Genomic DNA, 14,615 nt, shown 5'->3' on the forward strand with positions numbered 1-14,615 from the left:
ATCTGGATGGCACCGATAGCGAAGCGGGGGAAGTCATGACGGCGATTCATCTCAGTGGCAGTTCATTCCTGATGCCGGGCAACCTGGCCTGGCGGTCGCTGGCTGCCCATGGCGAGGTGCAGGTCGCGCCCCATGGGCAGTGGCTGCAAACCCTGATGGCTCCAGCCGAAGAGGTCGCTTCCCAGACTCACATCATCATCTGGTTGTGGGAAGATCTGGTGCCGGCACAGACGCTGGTCGGGTGGAGCGGTTTGGCACAAGAGGCGCAGCAGCTGGCCGTGGCCGCCTTCGTCGCATCACTCTGTCAGCCCCTGCAACAGCGTCTGCAGCGTCGGCCGCAGGATCATCTGCTGGTCGGTGTCTGCAGTCGCTCCCCTGCCTCCGTATTTGGCGCGGCGCCCTCCGCGCTTGCCTGTCTGGCCCGTGAATTCGAGCGCCAGCTTGCCCATTTGCGGCAGCAGCATCCCGGCTTGGATGACCTGCACCTGCCGCTCTGGTTGCAACAGCAGGGTCGCCCCCACTGTTTCGACAACCGCAATCACTACCTGATGTCCTGCCCCTTCTCCATGGCCGGCTTGGCCAGTCTGGCGCAGTGGATTGCCCCCTTGCTGCAGCGGCTGCACAGGCCCGCTCACAAGGTGCTGGTGCTCGATTGCGACAATACCCTCTGGGGTGGCGTAGTCGGCGAAGATGACGTGGGTGGCGTCCTGCTGGGGCAGGATGGGGTGGGGCGTCTCTATCAGGCTTTCCAGCAGGCGGCTTGTCATTGGCATGGGCAGGGCATCATATTGGCGCTCTGCTCCAAGAATCTGGCCGACGATGTGTGGCGGCTGTTCGATGAGCACCAGGGCATGGTGCTTGAACGCCATCACATAGCCGCGGCCGAGATTGGCTGGGGCCCTAAATCGGTGGGCCTGCAGCGCCTGGCAGAGCGGCTCAATGTCGGGCTGGACAGCCTGGTGTTCTGGGATGACAGCGAGCTGGAGCGTGCCGAGGTACGCGCCAACTGCCCCGAGGCCACCGTCATCACGCCCCCCGCCGAACTTTGGGGCTGGCCCGATGCCCTGATGACGCTCGCCGAGCTGCAGAGCCGCCACCAGAGCCATGATGACAGCTTGCGCCAGGGCTCCTATCTGGCACAGGCAGAGGCGAATGCGGTGCGCCAGCAACTGGGCGACGAACAGGCCTTCTTGCAACAGTTGGGGCTACGAGCGAGCTGGCAACCGCTCACCCAGAGCAATCAGCTGCGGGCCGAGCAGCTGAGCCAGAAGACCAACCAGTTCAATCTCTCCGCCCGCCGCTATCAGGCGGGTGATCTGGCACAGCTTGCCAGTACGCAGGGCGAGGTTTGGCTGGCCTCGCTACAGGACACGTTTGCCGATCACGGCATGACAGCCCTGCTGGTGGTACGCCCACTCGATGACGGACAGGCGCTGCTGGATACCCTGGCCATCAGCTGTCGGGTGCTGGGGCGAGGTTTCGAATACTGGCTGCTCGCACAACTGGCTGCCCGACTGATAGCAAAGGGTGTTGACCAACTGGTGATAAGCGTGGTGCCCACGGATCGCAACCAGCCGGCGCGGGATTTTCTGGCGACCCTGCCAACCCGGCCGATAACCACGCCAGCGGGATTGACGCCGCTGGCGGACGAGATGTTTCTCTGCCTGGATCTCCCCTCTCTTTCTCTCCCGTTTCTGGAGTTTTATGCCAATGAATGACCTCATCGCGCTGGTTCGCCAGCAATTTCCCCAAGCCAGCATCAACGAGCAGGCCGCCCTTGGTCTCGGCAGCTTTCCCGAGTGGGACTCCCTGGGTCACTTCAATCTGCTGCTGCTCATCGAGCAGCACTTTGCCGTGCGGTTCGAGCCACAGGAGCTGGCCGAGCTGAAGAGCCTGGCCGATATCAGACAGGCTCTGCAGCGCAAAGGGGTTGCCGGGTGAAACAGGCCATCGAGCAGGCACTGAGCGAGCTGGGGATCCCCAAGGGGAGTGCCCTTATGGTGCACTCGGACGCCATGGTCGTGGCTCAGTTTCCCGGTATGGGCAATGCCCAGGGAATAGCCGCCTTCTGGACCTGTCTGGAGCAGTGGCTGGCGGGGGATCTGCTGGTGCCAACCTTCACCTACAGCCCAATGGCGGACGAGTGCTTTGACCCTGCCCTTACCCCGAGCAAGGTGGGGCTGATGACTGAGGTGTTCAGGCAGCGTGACGGCGTGACCCGCACGCGGGATTCCATCTTTAGCGTGGCCATCAGCGGCCCCCACGGGGCCGAGCTGGCGGCTCGGGAGTGTCACGACTGCTTCGGTCAGGAGAGCCCGTTTGGCTGGCTGGCGGATCAGGATGGCTGGTTGCTGGGCCTGGGCTGTCATCCGGACAGGATCACCTTCACCCACTATGTGGAGCAACGACTGGCCGTGCCCTATCGCTATCACAAACTGTTCGAGGGACAAGTGTGCGTTGCCGGCGTTTTGCGCGACTGGCAGGCCGACTACTATGTGCGCGACCTGTCGCTGGCCAGCGAGATCGACCTCTCCCGGCTGGTGGCCTTGCTGCAGGAAAGGGGCGCCTGGCATCAGACCCTGTGCCAGCGGGTGCCGGTCTGGGCCGTGTCCTGCCGCGATTTCATCCTGGCCGCCAGTGAGCTGGTGGCGACGGCACCATACGCCCTGATCCGGGCAGGAGGAGCATCTCATGCAATTTGACCATATAGGCCTGGTGGTGCCGGATCTCGCCAGCGGTGAGGCCTATTGCCGGGAGGTGTTGGGGCTGAGTCGCTTCTCGGTAGCGGTGGAAGATCCGTTGCAGAAGGTATGGGTGCAGTTCGTGCACGATGAGGGCGGACTTTGCTACGAGCTGGTGGCGCCGGCGACAGAGGATAGTCCTGTGACCCAGGTGCTCAAGACCCGGCGCAACGTCATCAATCATCTGGCCTATCGGGTGCACTGCCTCGCTGAGAGTGCCGCCAGACTGCGGGATCAGCGTCACCTTCCCCTCGGCCCCAGCCAGCCAGCCATCGCCTTCGGTGGCGCCCACGTCCAGTTTTTCCTGAGCCCCCTTGGCCATATCGTCGAGTTGATCGAGGCACCTGTCATATGAGTTCTTCTCACAAGAGCGACTATCTGCCCACCGACTGGGATGACCAGGCGCAGATCGGTGAGCAGCTGCATCGTTTGCTGACCCTGCTGTTCCCCCTCAACCGCAGCTTGACTGGCGATGGCGTACGCCAGACTCTGGCCCTGATTCGCCAGCACTGTCTGCCTGAGCTGCAGATCCGGGAGGTGGCCAGCGGCACCGAATGTTTCGACTGGACGGTGCCCGATGAGTGGAACGTACAGCAGGCCTACATAGTGGGGCCGGACGGCTGCAAGGTGGTGGATTTCAAGGATCACAACCTGCATCTGGTGGGCTATTCGGAGCCGGTGCGCTGCACCCTCTCGCTGGCCGAACTGCAGCTCCATCTGCACTCCCTGCCCGACATGCCGGATGCCATTCCCTATGTCACCTCCTATTACAAGCGTCGCTGGGGCTTCTGCCTGCCACACAGGGTGCGCGAGGCGCTGCCGGAGGGGGATTATGAGGTGGTGATCGATGCCAGCCTGGCGCCCGGCTCGCTCACCTATGGCGACTGGGTTCTGCCTGGAGAGAGCGAGCAGGAGATACTGCTGTCCAGCTACACCTGTCACCCCTCCATGGCCAACAACGAGCTGTCAGGCCCTTGTGTCGGTGTCTTCCTGATGGCCTGGCTCGCCTCCCTGCCAAAGCGCCGTTACAGCTATCGATTGATGCTGGTGCCCGAAACCCTGGGGGCCATCGTCTATCTCTCCCGCCATCTGGATCACCTCAAGCGGCACACCCTGGCCGGCTTCAACCTGACCTGCCTGGGCGATGAGCGCAGCTATTCCTTCCTGCCCTCACGCCAGGGCAACAGCCTGGCCGATCGCATCGGCCGTCATGTGCTTGGCCACCTGGCGCCGGGTTACAAGGCTTACAGCTTCCTGGAGCGAGGCTCCAACGAGCGTCAGCTGTGCGCCCCCGGTATCGATCTGCCGGTCACTACCCTGATGCGCAGCAAATATGGCTGCTATGCCGAGTACCACACCTCGCTGGATGATCTCTCGCTGGTGACCCCGGCTGGTCTGGCGGGTGGCTTCCTGGCGTTGCGCCGGGCCATCGAGTGTCTGGAGCTGGACGAGCGCTGCGAGGTGACTGTGCTGGGCGAGCCCCAGCTGGGCAAGCGGGGTCTCTATCCGGATCTGTCGACCCGCTATTCGGGCTGGCAGGTGAGGGAGATGATGAATCTGCTGGCCTACAGCGATGGCCAGCTGACCCTTTTCGAGATCGCCGAGACCATAAAGGTGCCTTTCTGGCGGGTGGCCCCACTGGCCAGCATGCTGCTGGAAGCCGGGCTGCTGCGTCGCCTCAGCCAGCGACCGGATTACTCTATCACCAGATAGGCCGGCCCCGGGTTGTGTGGGGTGCGGCAGATGCTATGGCAGTTTAGCCCCAGGTTGTTTTTCGTTTTGCAGCTCAGCCGGGGGCAGCGGGCTGGCGCGCAATAGTTCGCTGAAGGTCTGGCGGCGAGACAGCTCCTCGCCGGAGGCATTGGAAATCGCCTTGATCATGAAACATCTCCTGTGGTGGGGGAGGAAGGGGCTGTCAGGGTATGTACCAGCTCATATTCGAGGTAATCGGCCAGCCCCAGCCAGTCTTGTCGCTCCTGGCTGCGGAGCAGGGCGGCTATCAGCTCGGGTGACAGGCTGCCCCGTGCGGTGAGGGCCTCCTGCAGCAAACCGGGCAGGGTCTGGCTCGCGGCAAGCGACTGCCCCAGCCGGAACTGGTGTGCCAGCACCCTGATGCGGATTGTCAGGCTATCACTCATGACTCGTACTCCGGGTGGTAGCTGCAGCCCGCTATCTCGGCCCCTTCACGGCTGCTGTTCCAGAAATGCACCTCGGGATGGCGCGCTATGTATCGCTCAAGTTCGGTGCGATAGGCGGAGAAGTTAGGGTTGGTCTTGACCCGGCGCCCATGTCCGTCGAGGGTCCAGCTGAGCGCCTGGCTGGCACTGGGGCCGAGTGCGCCATCCGCCCATCCGGAGTGGGTGAGCTCGCCGGGGAAGGCAAAATCTGTCCCCAGCAGTATGACCTGCTGGCAGCCCATCTGTACGGCAAGATCCACGGCGGGATGAATAACGCTGCCGCCCGAGTGCAGGGTTCCCTTGGGGAGCTCCTGCCTCAGTGTCTGGTACATGGGACTGCGGGAATAGGCTGCCTTGCGCGGCCCCTGCCAGGCCAGCAGGGCTGCCGTCGGCACTGTGGGGTAGTAGACCAGGGTGGTCTGGGCCGATTGGTCGGCGGGCAACCGGCTGCCGTGGATGGCATCATCTATGGTGACCACTATGTCTGGCCGGATGTCGTGGCTTAGCAGAAAGGCCAGCGCAGTGTCGACGCTGATCAGCAGATAGTCCTGACGCCGGGTCTGCAACTGGGCCTGCAGGGTGGCCAGGTTGCGCTGCAGTGTCGGGCCGCTGGCGACGATCAGGGCCTGCTTGCCACGTGCCAGACCGAACAGGGACGCCACATCGCCGTCGCCGACCAGCAGCTCGCGGTTCTCGGCCAGTCGCCGAGTGACATCAGGGTGCTCGGCGTCGAATCTGGCGCTGGCAAACGGCCGCTCTATCTCGCTGACCAGCCTGTCCCGGATGCGGGCGGCGGCGTCTTCCACCAGCAGCAACTCGGGCGGCAGGGCGAAGAAGGGCAGGCGGATCTCGCTCTCGTCCCCCGCCATCATCAGTTCGATCCTGGGGTCTGCCAGCCAGTCCTGCTGGTCCAGCAGCCGCAGCACCAGCGCAAACAGGGCGCCATTCATGATCTTCACTTCCAGCCGCTTGAGGCCGGCGCGGCCCAGCAGGGCGCGTGGCAGATCGCCGAGCCCTGTGCCGTAGAGGTGCAGCACGGCCACCTCGGGCAGGCTGGCCGCCTGCAGCTCGGCCTCTTTCACCCGATCGTGCCGGCTGGTGAGCTGGATGCCATCGATGCTGAGGGTCGAGCCCAGCCCTTCGGTCAGCTCGGCCTGGATGCTCTCCACGTCCTGTGCAAGCAGGCGGGGCCAGAGGGCTGGCCAGCGCTGGCTGACGAGCCTGCCGTGCTGGGCGAACAGTTCATCACTCATCTTTGTCTATCCACTCCCAGCTCAGCGGCTGATTGGCCGTCATGTCGCGGCTGACCCGCTTGCCGATGAGTCGATCGTAATCGGCAGGAGGCAGGCCGAGGGCGGGGCGCACCGACTTGATGTGGGCGGCGGTGAGCGCCTCTCCGGCCGCAATATCTTTGACCAGATAGAGGGAGCGGCGAAAGGCGCGGTTGCCCTGCTCGCTCTGGGTGAGCTGGTAGTCGGCCACCCCGAGCGCCGCATGGGCGGTGTTGACCGAGGCAATGAGCTCGGTGAGTTCGGCCGGTTCCATGGAGAAGGCGCAATCCGGTCCGCCGTCGGCGCGGGCCAGGGTGAAGTGTTTCTCGATGAGGGTTGCCCCGAGCGCGGTGGCGGCGATGGCGGTCGCCGCACCCAGAGTGTGATCGGAGAGTCCGACCTCGACACCAAAGCGCTGGCGCAGCATGGGGATGGTGCGCAGGTTGTATTCGGCCGCCGGCGCCGGATAGCCGCTGACGCAGTGCAGCAGCGCCAGCTGGCCGCTACCGTGCTTGAGCGCCATCTCGACGGCGGCGGCGATCTCGGCCTCGTTCGCCATGCCGGTGGACATGATGAGCGGCTTGCCGGTCTGGGCTGCGTAGCGGATCAGGGGCAGATCCACCAGCTCGAAGGAGGCAATCTTGTAGGCCGGGCAGTCGAGGGATTCCAGCAGATCCACGGCGCTGAAATCGAACGGGCTGCTGAATACCGTCAACCCCAGCTCGCGCCCCTTGGCAAACAGGGCCTGATGCCACTCCCAGGGGGTGTGCGCCCACTCGTAGAGATCGTACAGACTGTGACCATCCCACAGACCACCGTGGATCTGAAACTCGGGCCTGTCGCTTTTGAGGGTGATGGTGTCGGGTCTGTAGGTCTGCAGTTTGACCGCACTGGCCCCGGCCGCCTTGGCGGCGGTCATGATGGCCAGCGCGCGTTCAAGGTTGCCGTTGTGGTTGGCCGAGAGCTCGGCGATCACGTAGGGCGCCTGCGCCGGGCCGATGGATTGATGGGCGATCTGCATCTGTGGTCAGGCTCCTGTGCCAAGTTGCCAGCCTTGCGGCACCGGCTGCCAGGGGGCAGGGGGCGCTATCTGCGGTGGCTCGGCAAGATAGAGGGGAAATTGGGAGAAAATGCATTGCAAGCGATGTGCCAGCTCTTGCCACTCCGCAGGTTGAAGTGGCCGGGCGGCCTGCCATGTCAGCCGCTGACCGCTCAGAGTCAGGGTGATCAGCGGCTGGTCATCGTAAAGGAAGCGCCACCGCGGGCCATCGGGCTGCAGCCGGCTGCCGGCTTGGGGCAGCAGCCAGGCGGTGAGCCGATCCAGCCCCAGCCCGTCCACCTGCTGCTGGCCGCGGCGGCGGTAGTCATCAGCCTGCTGCTCCAGTTGCTGCAGGGCTTGCAGGAGCCGCGCCGGCTCGGCTAGCTCGCTCAGCGTCAGCCGTTCGGCCAGCTGGAAGCGGGCGATAACTTGATCGTTGAACTGCTGGTTGTCGACGATGGGCACCGCCAGGGTCGGCAGGCCGAGACAGGCCCGCTCCCAGGTCATGCCGCCGGCGGCGCCGATGGCGAAGTCGTGCCGGCTCATCAGGTCGGCCATCTGGTCGCTCTGGCGCAGCAGCACGATCTTGAGCTCGGACAGCTCGGCCACCCTCTGCTCCAGCTCGGGCCAGAAGGGGTTGGCACCGCCTGCCACCAAGGTCCAGCGGATGGTACGGGCCCAAGGTAGCCGGGTCAGACTGTTGAAGGTAGTGAGGCAGGCACCGGCCGGGTCGGCGCCGCCGAAGCAGATGAGCCCTCGCTGCCACTGGCTGGTTTGTTGACGTGCCAGCTGGCGATAGGCTGGCCTCAGCAGGGCATAGTCGGTGCCAAGCAATAGTTGGCAATCCGCCGGGATCAGCGGTTGGTAATCAGCGGCTGTGCGCAGTGGTCCCTGATCCAGCAGCAACTGGCAGTGGTGCGGGCGATCGGCCAGATCATCGATCACCAGCAGCTGATTACAGTGGACCGCCAGCTCTGTTTCGAGCCGCTGGTCAATCCGGTAGTGATCGACGATCAGCCAGTCGGGCTGCAGGCGGGGCAGGGTGCCGGCGTCGTCCAGTGCACTCAGGGGATGATGGTGATGAGGCCGCAGCAGCGGCAGCAGATGTGCGGACAAGTCGTGGCAGAGGAAGTGGCACTCGGCCCCCGCAGCCCGCAGCCGATCGGCGATGGCCAGGCAACGCATCAGGTGGCCCAGCCCTATTTCGGCGCCTGCATCGAGCCGGAAGGCAACCTTAAACGTCATCTTGGGCCAGCACTTGAAAGAGCAGTTCGGCCAGGCGCCAATCTTCCGGCGTGTCTATGTCGACCACCCTGTGCCTTGGCAGAATATGGCCGATCCCTTCCCCGCCCACCGGGCTGATACCCCCCAACCAGGCCGCGCGGCTACCCCAATAGAATTGGCCGGCATCCTGGTAGGCGGGTTCCAGATCCTGGGATCGTTTCGCCATCTGCTCCGGCCAGAAGGGGCTGACTCTGCCCTGTGCGTCCATGCGTACCGCCCGCTGGATGGGGAAGCCGAACTCGGCGACCGTGTAGACGAAGGGCGCCTGGCTGGCGAGCAGGCGGTTGTGGGCGGCGCTCAGATCACTGGCCTGAATGAGAGGCACTGTGGCATAGATGCAGCAGTAGTATTCCGCCTGCATGCCGAGATCGTCGAGTCGCCGGATGGCATCGATCACCACTGGGGTGGTGCCGGTATGGTCGTCGGCCAGGCTGGAGGGACGCAGGAAGGGCACCTCGGCGCCGAGTTGGCGGGCAATGCCGGCGACCTCCTCATCATCGGTGGAGACCACAATTCGGCTGAAGCAACCTGCCGCCCTGGCCGCCTGAATGGCGTAGGCGAGCATGGGCTGGCCGCAGAAGGGGCGGATATTTTTGCGGGGAATGCGCTTGCTGCCGCCCCGGGCCGGAATGATGGCGATAGCCATGAAGTTCCCCTATGAGAAGCCGATAAGGCCTTATCGGCAGGATTGTAACCTGTTTTAAGTGGAGTATGGTCTGCTGCGTTGGTTTTGCAGGCGCTGGATGATTGATTGAAGCCATTGATGGTAAAAGAGATAATCAAAAAATCATGGTGAGGTAAACAATAATATGACAGACGTTGAAGGGTTTGCGCGCTATGGTGTCCGGCTGGTGCCGCTGGTTCAGGATGACATTGAAATGGTTCGTCAATGGCGTAACGATCCCAAGATTGCTGACCTGATGCTGGACAAGACTCATATCACGATCGAAATGCAGCAGCAGTGGTTTACTCGGCTACAGCTGGCGAATGACAGGTTTTATTATCTGGTTTGGTTTAAAGAACAACCTATTGGGGTCGCGTCCCTTATCAGAGTGAATCGTGAAGTTGGAAGTTGTGAGCCGGGTATGTATATCTATGTTGATGAGTATCGCAATAATATAGTGCCATTTTGTGTTGCCTTTGCACTCAATGACTTGGCTTTTGAAATGCTAGGTTTGTCGCAGCTATTTGGCAAAATTTTTGCCAATAATCCAGCTTCGATCCGCTTTCATGAGGCGGCTGGCTATCGTCGTTACGATGAGGGTGAGGATGGCCTTGGTTTGTATATTCTGGAGCGGGAACCCTATCTGGTTGCCCGTGCCAAAATAGCTCGTTTTATAAGGTATTGATGATGCAACTTGAACAGATTTTTTCCGAGGCATTGGGCATTCCACTAGAACAGATTTGCGATACGCTCAGTTATCAGGGGATCCCCCAGTGGGATTCCGTTGCTCATATGGGCCTAATTGCCCAGCTGGAGGATTGCTACGGCGTTCTGCTCGATACGGATGATATTATCGACATGAGCTCGGTCGCCAAGGCGCGGGAGATTCTGGCCAAATACGGGGTCGCCCCCTGATGCAGGGGTTGCTGCAGGGCAAGCGGGCTTTGATCACAGGGGCAGGGCGCGGTATTGGTCTCGCCATCGCGCGCCAGTACGCCGCGCAGGGGGCTGAGCTATGGCTGGGGGGCCGCAATGAAGCGGCCATGAGCCAGCTGGCGGCCGCTCTCGGCAGCGAGTTCGGCGTGCCCTGCCAGCCACTTTGTTTCGACGTAGCCGAGCCGCAGGCGGTCAAGCAGGCGTTTCAGCAGCTGTTTGCCCAAACCCGCCAGCTGGATGTGCTGGTCAATAATGCCGGGATTCTGGATGATGCCCTGATTGGCATGGTGGGCCAACATCAGATAGAGCAGACATTCTCGACCAATGCCTACGGTATTCTTTATTGCAGCCAGTACGCGTCCCGCCTGATGCAACGCACCGGTGGTGGCAGCATCATCAACATGGCTTCGATCATTGGCCGGGTAGGTAATGCCGGGCAAGCCGTGTATGCTGGCAGCAAGGCGGCGGTGATCGGTATCACCCAGTCACTGGCCAAAGAGCTGGCTGTCGGCCAGATCCGGGTCAACGCCATCGCCCCCGGTTTTATCGATACCGATATGGCTCGCGGGATCCCGGAAGCAAAGTTCGCTGAGCGCCTCGCCAGCATTGCCATGGGGCGCATCGGCACGCCGGACGAGGTGGCCAAAGTAGCGCTGTTCCTCGCCTCCGACCTGTCGAGTTACGTGACCGGTCAGGTCATAGGCGTGGATGGAGGCATGTTGGTCTGATGGATCACGCGCACGCACTGCTCGCCCATCTGCGGGAAGACAACCTGGCGCCAGCCTGGTGCGACCCGCAAGAAGGTTGGCTCTCCTACGGCGAGCTGGCACGGCGGGTCGCACGGCTAGCTGCCAGCTATCCGGACGAGCGCAGCCTATTCTATCTGCCCTTTTTCACCCGCACCGCCCACCTGCTGCACTATCTGGCTGTGCTCAAGCTGGGGCATGTCGTGATGCTGGCAGACCCCGCCCTCCCATCGAGTCAACACGATGCCAGCTGCCGGCAGTTTGGCGTGAGCTGGTGGATCAATGACGCCGGCCAGCTGGAGCGGCTCGCCGCGACGACGCCCACCTTGCACCCCGAGCTGGCGGTGTTGCTGCCGACCTCGGGCAGCATGGGCAGTGCCAAGTGGGTGCGGCTATCGGGCCGCAATCTGGCCGCCAACGCCGCCTCCATCGCCGATTATCTGGCGCTGGCGGCGGCCGAGCGGGCCATCACCAGCCTGCCGCTGTTCTACTCCTATGGCCTCTCGGTGCTCAACAGCCATCTGCTGGTGGGCGCCTCCCTGGTGCAGAGCGAGGGGAGCGTGCTGAAGCGCGACTTCTGGCAGCAGGTCGAGCAGCACGGCGTGAGCAGTTTTGCCGGGGTGCCCTTTACCTATCAGATGCTGGCCCGGCTGCGCTTTGACTGGGCCCGGTATCCCTCCCTGCAGACCCTGACCCAGGCGGGGGGGCGACTCGAACCCGCGCTAGCGCAGCAGTTTGCCGAACAGGCCCTGCGGCTGGGGCGCCGTTTCTTCGTCATGTATGGCCAGACAGAGGCGACGGCGCGCATGGCCTGGCTGGCGACGCACGAGGTGGTCACCCATCCGGATGCCATCGGCCGCGCCATTCCCGGCGGTCACTTCTCCCTGCGCGAGCTGGAGGGGGGCAAGCCCGGGGAGGGGGAGTTGGTCTATCGCGGTGACAACGTCATGCTGGGCTATGCCACTACCGTCGAGGATCTGGTGCAGGGCGCCCTGTTGCAGGAGCTGGCCACCGGCGATCTGGCCCGTTGTGACGAGGCGGGCCGTTACTACATCTGCGGCCGGCTCAGCCGTTTTCTCAAGCTGTTCGGCAAGCGGGTCAGCCTGGCTGAGGTCGAGAGCCAGCTCCATCGCTGGGGCTGGACGGGGGCCTGCGGCGGGTGTGATGACTGCCTGCTGGCGGTCGTCGAACCCCATGGTGAACTGACGGTCGACGGCTTACAGCGTGAGCTGGCGCAGTGGCTGCAAGCACCGCCACGGGCGGTGCGGGTGATACAGGTGGCACAGCTGCCGCGCACCGCTAACCACAAGATTGACTATGCCGCCCTGACCAGACTGGCGGAGGAGGCATGATGGAAAGCTTGCTGACCGCGCCGGTCTTCGCCCTGCCCCAGGCCGCCAAACAGGCGCTGCTGCTGGCGCGGCTCAATGCGCTGACTGCGCACCATCGGGCGCACTGCACGGCCTATGACAATGTGCTGCAAGCCTTCGGCTGGACGGCAAACGCTGCCGATTATGGCGAGTTACCCTGTCTGGCGGCCCGGCTGTTCAAGCTGGCCCAATGGCAGAGCGTGCCGCAGAGCGAGGTGTTCAAAGTGCTCACCTCATCGGGCACCACTGGCTCGCCATCACGGATCGTGCTGGACAGGGAGACCGCCGCACTGCAGAGCAAGGTGCTGGTGAAGATACTGCAGGAGTTTGTCGGCAAGCAGCGGCTGCCCATGCTGCTGGTGGAGCAGCCTGCTCTCATCCAGAACCGCAGCGGCTTTTCGGCGCGTGGCGCTGGCGCCCTGGGGCTCTCCTTCCTCGGCCGGGACCACACCTATGCCCTCGACGAGCAGATGCGGCCCAACTGGCCGGTGATAGAGGCGTTTTGCGACAAATATGCCGGTCAGCCTGTGTTGTTGTTCGGTTTTACCTTCATGGTCTGGCAATGCCTGCTGGAGCCGCTGCGCGAGCGCGGCCTGCAACTGCCGCTGACACAGGGCATTTTGTTTCACAGCGGTGGCTGGAAGAAGCTGCAGCATCTGGCGGTGGACAATCCCGCCTTCAAGGCGCGCTGCCGCGAGCAGTTGGGGCTGGGTCGAGTACACAACTTCTATGGCATGGTGGAGCAGGTGGGATCCATCTTCGTCGAGTGCGAGCAGGGGCATCTGCATGCCCCCGTGTTTGCCGATCTGCAGGTGCGGGATCCGCTCACCCATCAGTCGCTCGGGGTCGGTAGGTCCGGTTTGTTGCAGGTGCTCTCCGCCATTCCCGGCAGTTATCCGGGCCACAGCCTGCTGACCGAGGATCTCGGCGTGCTGTTGGGGGAGGATGACTGCCCCTGTGGCCGCCATGGCCGTTATTTTCAGGTATCAGGACGCCAGCAAGGCGCCGAGGTGAGGGGATGCAGCGACACCTTCCAATGACTCCGTCCGGAGTGAGCACCGGGTTCTGGCAGGAGGGGCCGGCGGTCAGCTTCGTGGCGCCGACGACGGGCTGGCAAACCTTCTACCCGCAGCCCTTGCCCTGCTTTGCCCCCGTCATCTGCGACTTCGTGGCGGCCCTGTCGACACGCCTGCAGCAGGAGGGGCGGCGTCATCCCGATCTGGCCGCGTTCGGCTTTTGGCTGCGGCCGCGCCAGCTGGCCAGAGAGCGGCAACGGCTGCAGGGGCGGGGGCCGGTGGGCGTCGTGTTTCACCTGGTGCCTTCCAACGTACCGACCGTGGCCTTCTACTCCTGGCTGATGGCCCTGCTGATGGGGAATCCCTGCGTGGTGCGGCTGTCGTCGCGCCGCGATCCGGTGCAGGATGCCATGCTGGCGATCCTCAATGAACTGTTCAGTCTCGGTGAATGGCAAGAGGTCACCGCCCGTACCCGCTTCATTCGCTATGACCACGACGAGGACATTACCGCCTGGCTGTCGGCTCGCTGCCGGCTGCGTATAATCTGGGGCGGCGACGAGACCATCCGCCAGGTGCGGGCCATTCCCCTGGCACCAACGGCGCAGGAAGTGGTGTTTCCGGATCGCCGCTCTATGGCGGTGCTCGACAACCGCTGGCTGGCCGGGCTGGATCCGCAGGGGTGGCAACGAACGCTGGATGCCCTGCAGCAGGACTGCACCCGCTTCAACCAGCAGGCCTGCGCCTCACCAACCACCCTCTGCTGGCTCGGTGAGCCCGACGAGGAGCTGCGCCGCCGTCTGCTGGAAGCTCTGTTTGCCCCCTTTGCTGTCGATCCCGCCCTGGCGATGGAACGACTCATCCACAGTCAACAAAATGCCGCCGAGCAGGGAGGAATGAAGGTGACCAGCTTGCCCAGCGTCACCTTATTGACTCCGGCGAGCGCGCTGCGGCTCGCACACGTCGGAGGAGGTACAGTTGCCGAATTTGTGGCCGATACCCTGAATGAGCTGCTGGCACAGCCCTGGGACATGCAGACCTGCGTATGGGTCGGTGGTGACAGGGCCGGGGTCGAAGCGGCGCTGCCGACTGCCCCCACATGCCGGATTGACCGGGTGGTGGCGCCGGGACAGGCGCTCGCATTCGAATGGCACTGGGATGGCATCGACATGCTGCAACTGTGCAGTCGTGGCCTCCGCCGACGCGAATAATCGGGTGTGGCTCACATAAATCCCGCAGCTTCAATGGATTAGCTTGGTCAGGCATACCTCTTGCAGTAAAACCTGACAGAGAGGGAGAAGGGTTGACAGGGACCGTGCGGTAGCCTTGCCCATTTTCTCCCATCCGCTTCTTTTCTATTCATTTTCCCTTGGA

General features: G+C 63.3%; 17 protein-coding genes. 11 read left to right on the forward strand and 6 right to left on the reverse strand.

What is annotated here, in order from left to right:
- Positions 1-35: 35 nt before the first annotated feature.
- From ACW5XD_RS08820 to ACW5XD_RS08840, 5 genes are read left to right on the forward strand one after another with little or no spacing between them, the layout of a single operon-like run.
- The gene (locus ACW5XD_RS08820; protein WP_456494570.1) at positions 36-1,718 is read left to right on the forward strand and encodes an HAD-IIIC family phosphatase; all 1,683 of its coding nucleotides are present in this window, start codon (positions 36-38) and stop codon (positions 1,716-1,718) included.
- Positions 1,711-1,941 carry an acyl carrier protein gene (locus ACW5XD_RS08825; RefSeq protein WP_456494571.1) on the forward strand — a complete coding sequence of 77 codons (231 nt, stop codon included), beginning with the start codon at positions 1,711-1,713 and terminating at the stop codon, positions 1,939-1,941. Before ACW5XD_RS08820 ends, ACW5XD_RS08825 begins: the two co-directional genes overlap by 8 nt.
- Positions 1,938-2,702: an AAC(3) family N-acetyltransferase gene (locus ACW5XD_RS08830; RefSeq protein WP_456494572.1), complete on the forward strand. Its 765-nt coding sequence runs from the start codon at positions 1,938-1,940 to the stop codon at positions 2,700-2,702. Before ACW5XD_RS08825 ends, ACW5XD_RS08830 begins: the two co-directional genes overlap by 4 nt.
- Positions 2,692-3,096 (forward strand): VOC family protein, encoded by a 405-nt coding sequence (locus tag ACW5XD_RS08835; RefSeq protein WP_456494573.1) that lies wholly within the window; start codon positions 2,692-2,694, stop codon positions 3,094-3,096. The genes ACW5XD_RS08830 and ACW5XD_RS08835 overlap by 11 nt, the downstream gene beginning before the upstream one ends.
- A complete protein-coding gene (locus ACW5XD_RS08840; RefSeq protein WP_456494574.1) occupies positions 3,093-4,454 on the forward strand; it encodes a DUF4910 domain-containing protein in 1,362 nt (453 codons plus the stop codon). Before ACW5XD_RS08835 ends, ACW5XD_RS08840 begins: the two co-directional genes overlap by 4 nt.
- Before the next feature lie 33 nt (positions 4,455-4,487).
- Here ACW5XD_RS08840 and ACW5XD_RS08845 read toward each other — a convergent pair whose 3' ends face one another.
- Genes ACW5XD_RS08845 through pseF form a run of 6 tightly spaced genes read right to left on the reverse strand, consistent with a single transcriptional unit; the run spans position 4,488 to position 9,158 of the window.
- On the reverse strand, positions 4,488-4,622 hold the full coding sequence (locus ACW5XD_RS08845; RefSeq protein WP_456494575.1) for a hypothetical protein: 135 nt from the start codon (positions 4,620-4,622) through the stop codon (positions 4,488-4,490).
- Positions 4,619-4,879, reverse strand: coding sequence for a hypothetical protein (locus ACW5XD_RS08850; RefSeq protein WP_456494576.1), 261 nt, complete (start codon positions 4,877-4,879; stop codon positions 4,619-4,621). The genes ACW5XD_RS08845 and ACW5XD_RS08850 overlap by 4 nt, the downstream gene beginning before the upstream one ends.
- A complete protein-coding gene (locus ACW5XD_RS08855; RefSeq protein ID WP_456494577.1) occupies positions 4,876-6,171 on the reverse strand; it encodes a motility associated factor glycosyltransferase family protein in 1,296 nt (431 codons plus the stop codon). Before ACW5XD_RS08855 ends, ACW5XD_RS08850 begins: the two co-directional genes overlap by 4 nt.
- Complete coding sequence (gene pseI, locus ACW5XD_RS08860; RefSeq protein WP_456494578.1) at positions 6,164-7,210, reverse strand: pseudaminic acid synthase; 1,047 nt, start codon at positions 7,208-7,210, stop codon at positions 6,164-6,166. The genes ACW5XD_RS08855 and pseI overlap by 8 nt, the downstream gene beginning before the upstream one ends.
- A gap of 6 nt (positions 7,211-7,216) precedes the next feature.
- Positions 7,217-8,473, reverse strand: a complete 1,257-nt coding sequence (pseG, locus tag ACW5XD_RS08865) for a UDP-2,4-diacetamido-2,4,6-trideoxy-beta-L-altropyranose hydrolase (RefSeq protein WP_456494579.1) — start codon at positions 8,471-8,473, stop codon at positions 7,217-7,219.
- Positions 8,463-9,158, reverse strand: coding sequence for a pseudaminic acid cytidylyltransferase (pseF, locus tag ACW5XD_RS08870; protein ID WP_456494580.1), 696 nt, complete (start codon positions 9,156-9,158; stop codon positions 8,463-8,465). The genes pseG and pseF overlap by 11 nt, the downstream gene beginning before the upstream one ends.
- A gap of 163 nt (positions 9,159-9,321) precedes the next feature.
- Here pseF and ACW5XD_RS08875 point away from each other — a divergent pair, with 163 nt between their 5' ends.
- From ACW5XD_RS08875 to ACW5XD_RS08900, 6 genes are read left to right on the forward strand one after another with little or no spacing between them, the layout of a single operon-like run.
- On the forward strand, positions 9,322-9,861 hold the full coding sequence (locus tag ACW5XD_RS08875; RefSeq protein ID WP_456494581.1) for a GNAT family N-acetyltransferase: 540 nt from the start codon (positions 9,322-9,324) through the stop codon (positions 9,859-9,861).
- Positions 9,862-9,863: 2 nt separating this feature from the next.
- Positions 9,864-10,091, forward strand: a complete 228-nt coding sequence (locus ACW5XD_RS08880) for an acyl carrier protein (RefSeq protein WP_456494582.1) — start codon at positions 9,864-9,866, stop codon at positions 10,089-10,091.
- A complete protein-coding gene (locus ACW5XD_RS08885) occupies positions 10,091-10,840 on the forward strand; it encodes an SDR family oxidoreductase (RefSeq protein WP_456494583.1) in 750 nt (249 codons plus the stop codon). Before ACW5XD_RS08880 ends, ACW5XD_RS08885 begins: the two co-directional genes overlap by 1 nt.
- The gene (locus tag ACW5XD_RS08890; protein ID WP_456494584.1) at positions 10,840-12,210 is read left to right on the forward strand and encodes an AMP-binding protein; all 1,371 of its coding nucleotides are present in this window, start codon (positions 10,840-10,842) and stop codon (positions 12,208-12,210) included. The genes ACW5XD_RS08885 and ACW5XD_RS08890 overlap by 1 nt, the downstream gene beginning before the upstream one ends.
- Complete coding sequence (locus ACW5XD_RS08895) at positions 12,210-13,268, forward strand: LuxE/PaaK family acyltransferase (protein WP_456494585.1); 1,059 nt, start codon at positions 12,210-12,212, stop codon at positions 13,266-13,268. The genes ACW5XD_RS08890 and ACW5XD_RS08895 overlap by 1 nt, the downstream gene beginning before the upstream one ends.
- Positions 13,265-14,452: an acyl-CoA reductase gene (locus tag ACW5XD_RS08900; protein WP_456494586.1), complete on the forward strand. Its 1,188-nt coding sequence runs from the start codon at positions 13,265-13,267 to the stop codon at positions 14,450-14,452. Before ACW5XD_RS08895 ends, ACW5XD_RS08900 begins: the two co-directional genes overlap by 4 nt.
- Positions 14,453-14,615: the final 163 nt, after the last annotated feature.

It is taken from the genome of Aeromonas enterica (assembly GCF_054052465.1).

Excerpts from the sequence above, each read along its gene's own strand:
- ACW5XD_RS08875 (WP_456494581.1), top strand. The coding sequence starts at position 9,322 with ATGACAGACGTTGAAGGGTTTGCGCGCTATGGTGTCCGGCTGGTGCCG.
- ACW5XD_RS08885 (WP_456494583.1), top strand. The coding sequence starts at position 10,091 with ATGCAGGGGTTGCTGCAGGGCAAGCGGGCTTTGATCACAGGGGCAGGG.
- ACW5XD_RS08900 (WP_456494586.1), top strand. The coding sequence starts at position 13,265 with ATGACTCCGTCCGGAGTGAGCACCGGGTTCTGGCAGGAGGGGCCGGCG.
- ACW5XD_RS08855 (WP_456494577.1), bottom strand. The coding sequence starts at position 6,171 with ATGAGTGATGAACTGTTCGCCCAGCACGGCAGGCTCGTCAGCCAGCGC.
- pseI (WP_456494578.1), bottom strand. The coding sequence starts at position 7,210 with ATGCAGATCGCCCATCAATCCATCGGCCCGGCGCAGGCGCCCTACGTG.
- pseF (WP_456494580.1), bottom strand. The coding sequence starts at position 9,158 with ATGGCTATCGCCATCATTCCGGCCCGGGGCGGCAGCAAGCGCATTCCC.
- pseG (WP_456494579.1), bottom strand. The coding sequence starts at position 8,473 with ATGACGTTTAAGGTTGCCTTCCGGCTCGATGCAGGCGCCGAAATAGGG.
- ACW5XD_RS08845 (WP_456494575.1), bottom strand. The coding sequence starts at position 4,622 with ATGATCAAGGCGATTTCCAATGCCTCCGGCGAGGAGCTGTCTCGCCGC.
- ACW5XD_RS08890 (WP_456494584.1), top strand. The coding sequence starts at position 10,840 with ATGGATCACGCGCACGCACTGCTCGCCCATCTGCGGGAAGACAACCTG.
- ACW5XD_RS08835 (WP_456494573.1), top strand. The coding sequence starts at position 2,692 with ATGCAATTTGACCATATAGGCCTGGTGGTGCCGGATCTCGCCAGCGGT.
- ACW5XD_RS08880 (WP_456494582.1), top strand. The coding sequence starts at position 9,864 with ATGCAACTTGAACAGATTTTTTCCGAGGCATTGGGCATTCCACTAGAA.
- ACW5XD_RS08820 (WP_456494570.1), top strand. The coding sequence starts at position 36 with ATGACGGCGATTCATCTCAGTGGCAGTTCATTCCTGATGCCGGGCAAC.
- ACW5XD_RS08895 (WP_456494585.1), top strand. The coding sequence starts at position 12,210 with ATGGAAAGCTTGCTGACCGCGCCGGTCTTCGCCCTGCCCCAGGCCGCC.
- ACW5XD_RS08850 (WP_456494576.1), bottom strand. The coding sequence starts at position 4,879 with ATGAGTGATAGCCTGACAATCCGCATCAGGGTGCTGGCACACCAGTTC.
- ACW5XD_RS08840 (WP_456494574.1), top strand. The coding sequence starts at position 3,093 with ATGAGTTCTTCTCACAAGAGCGACTATCTGCCCACCGACTGGGATGAC.
- ACW5XD_RS08825 (WP_456494571.1), top strand. The coding sequence starts at position 1,711 with ATGAATGACCTCATCGCGCTGGTTCGCCAGCAATTTCCCCAAGCCAGC.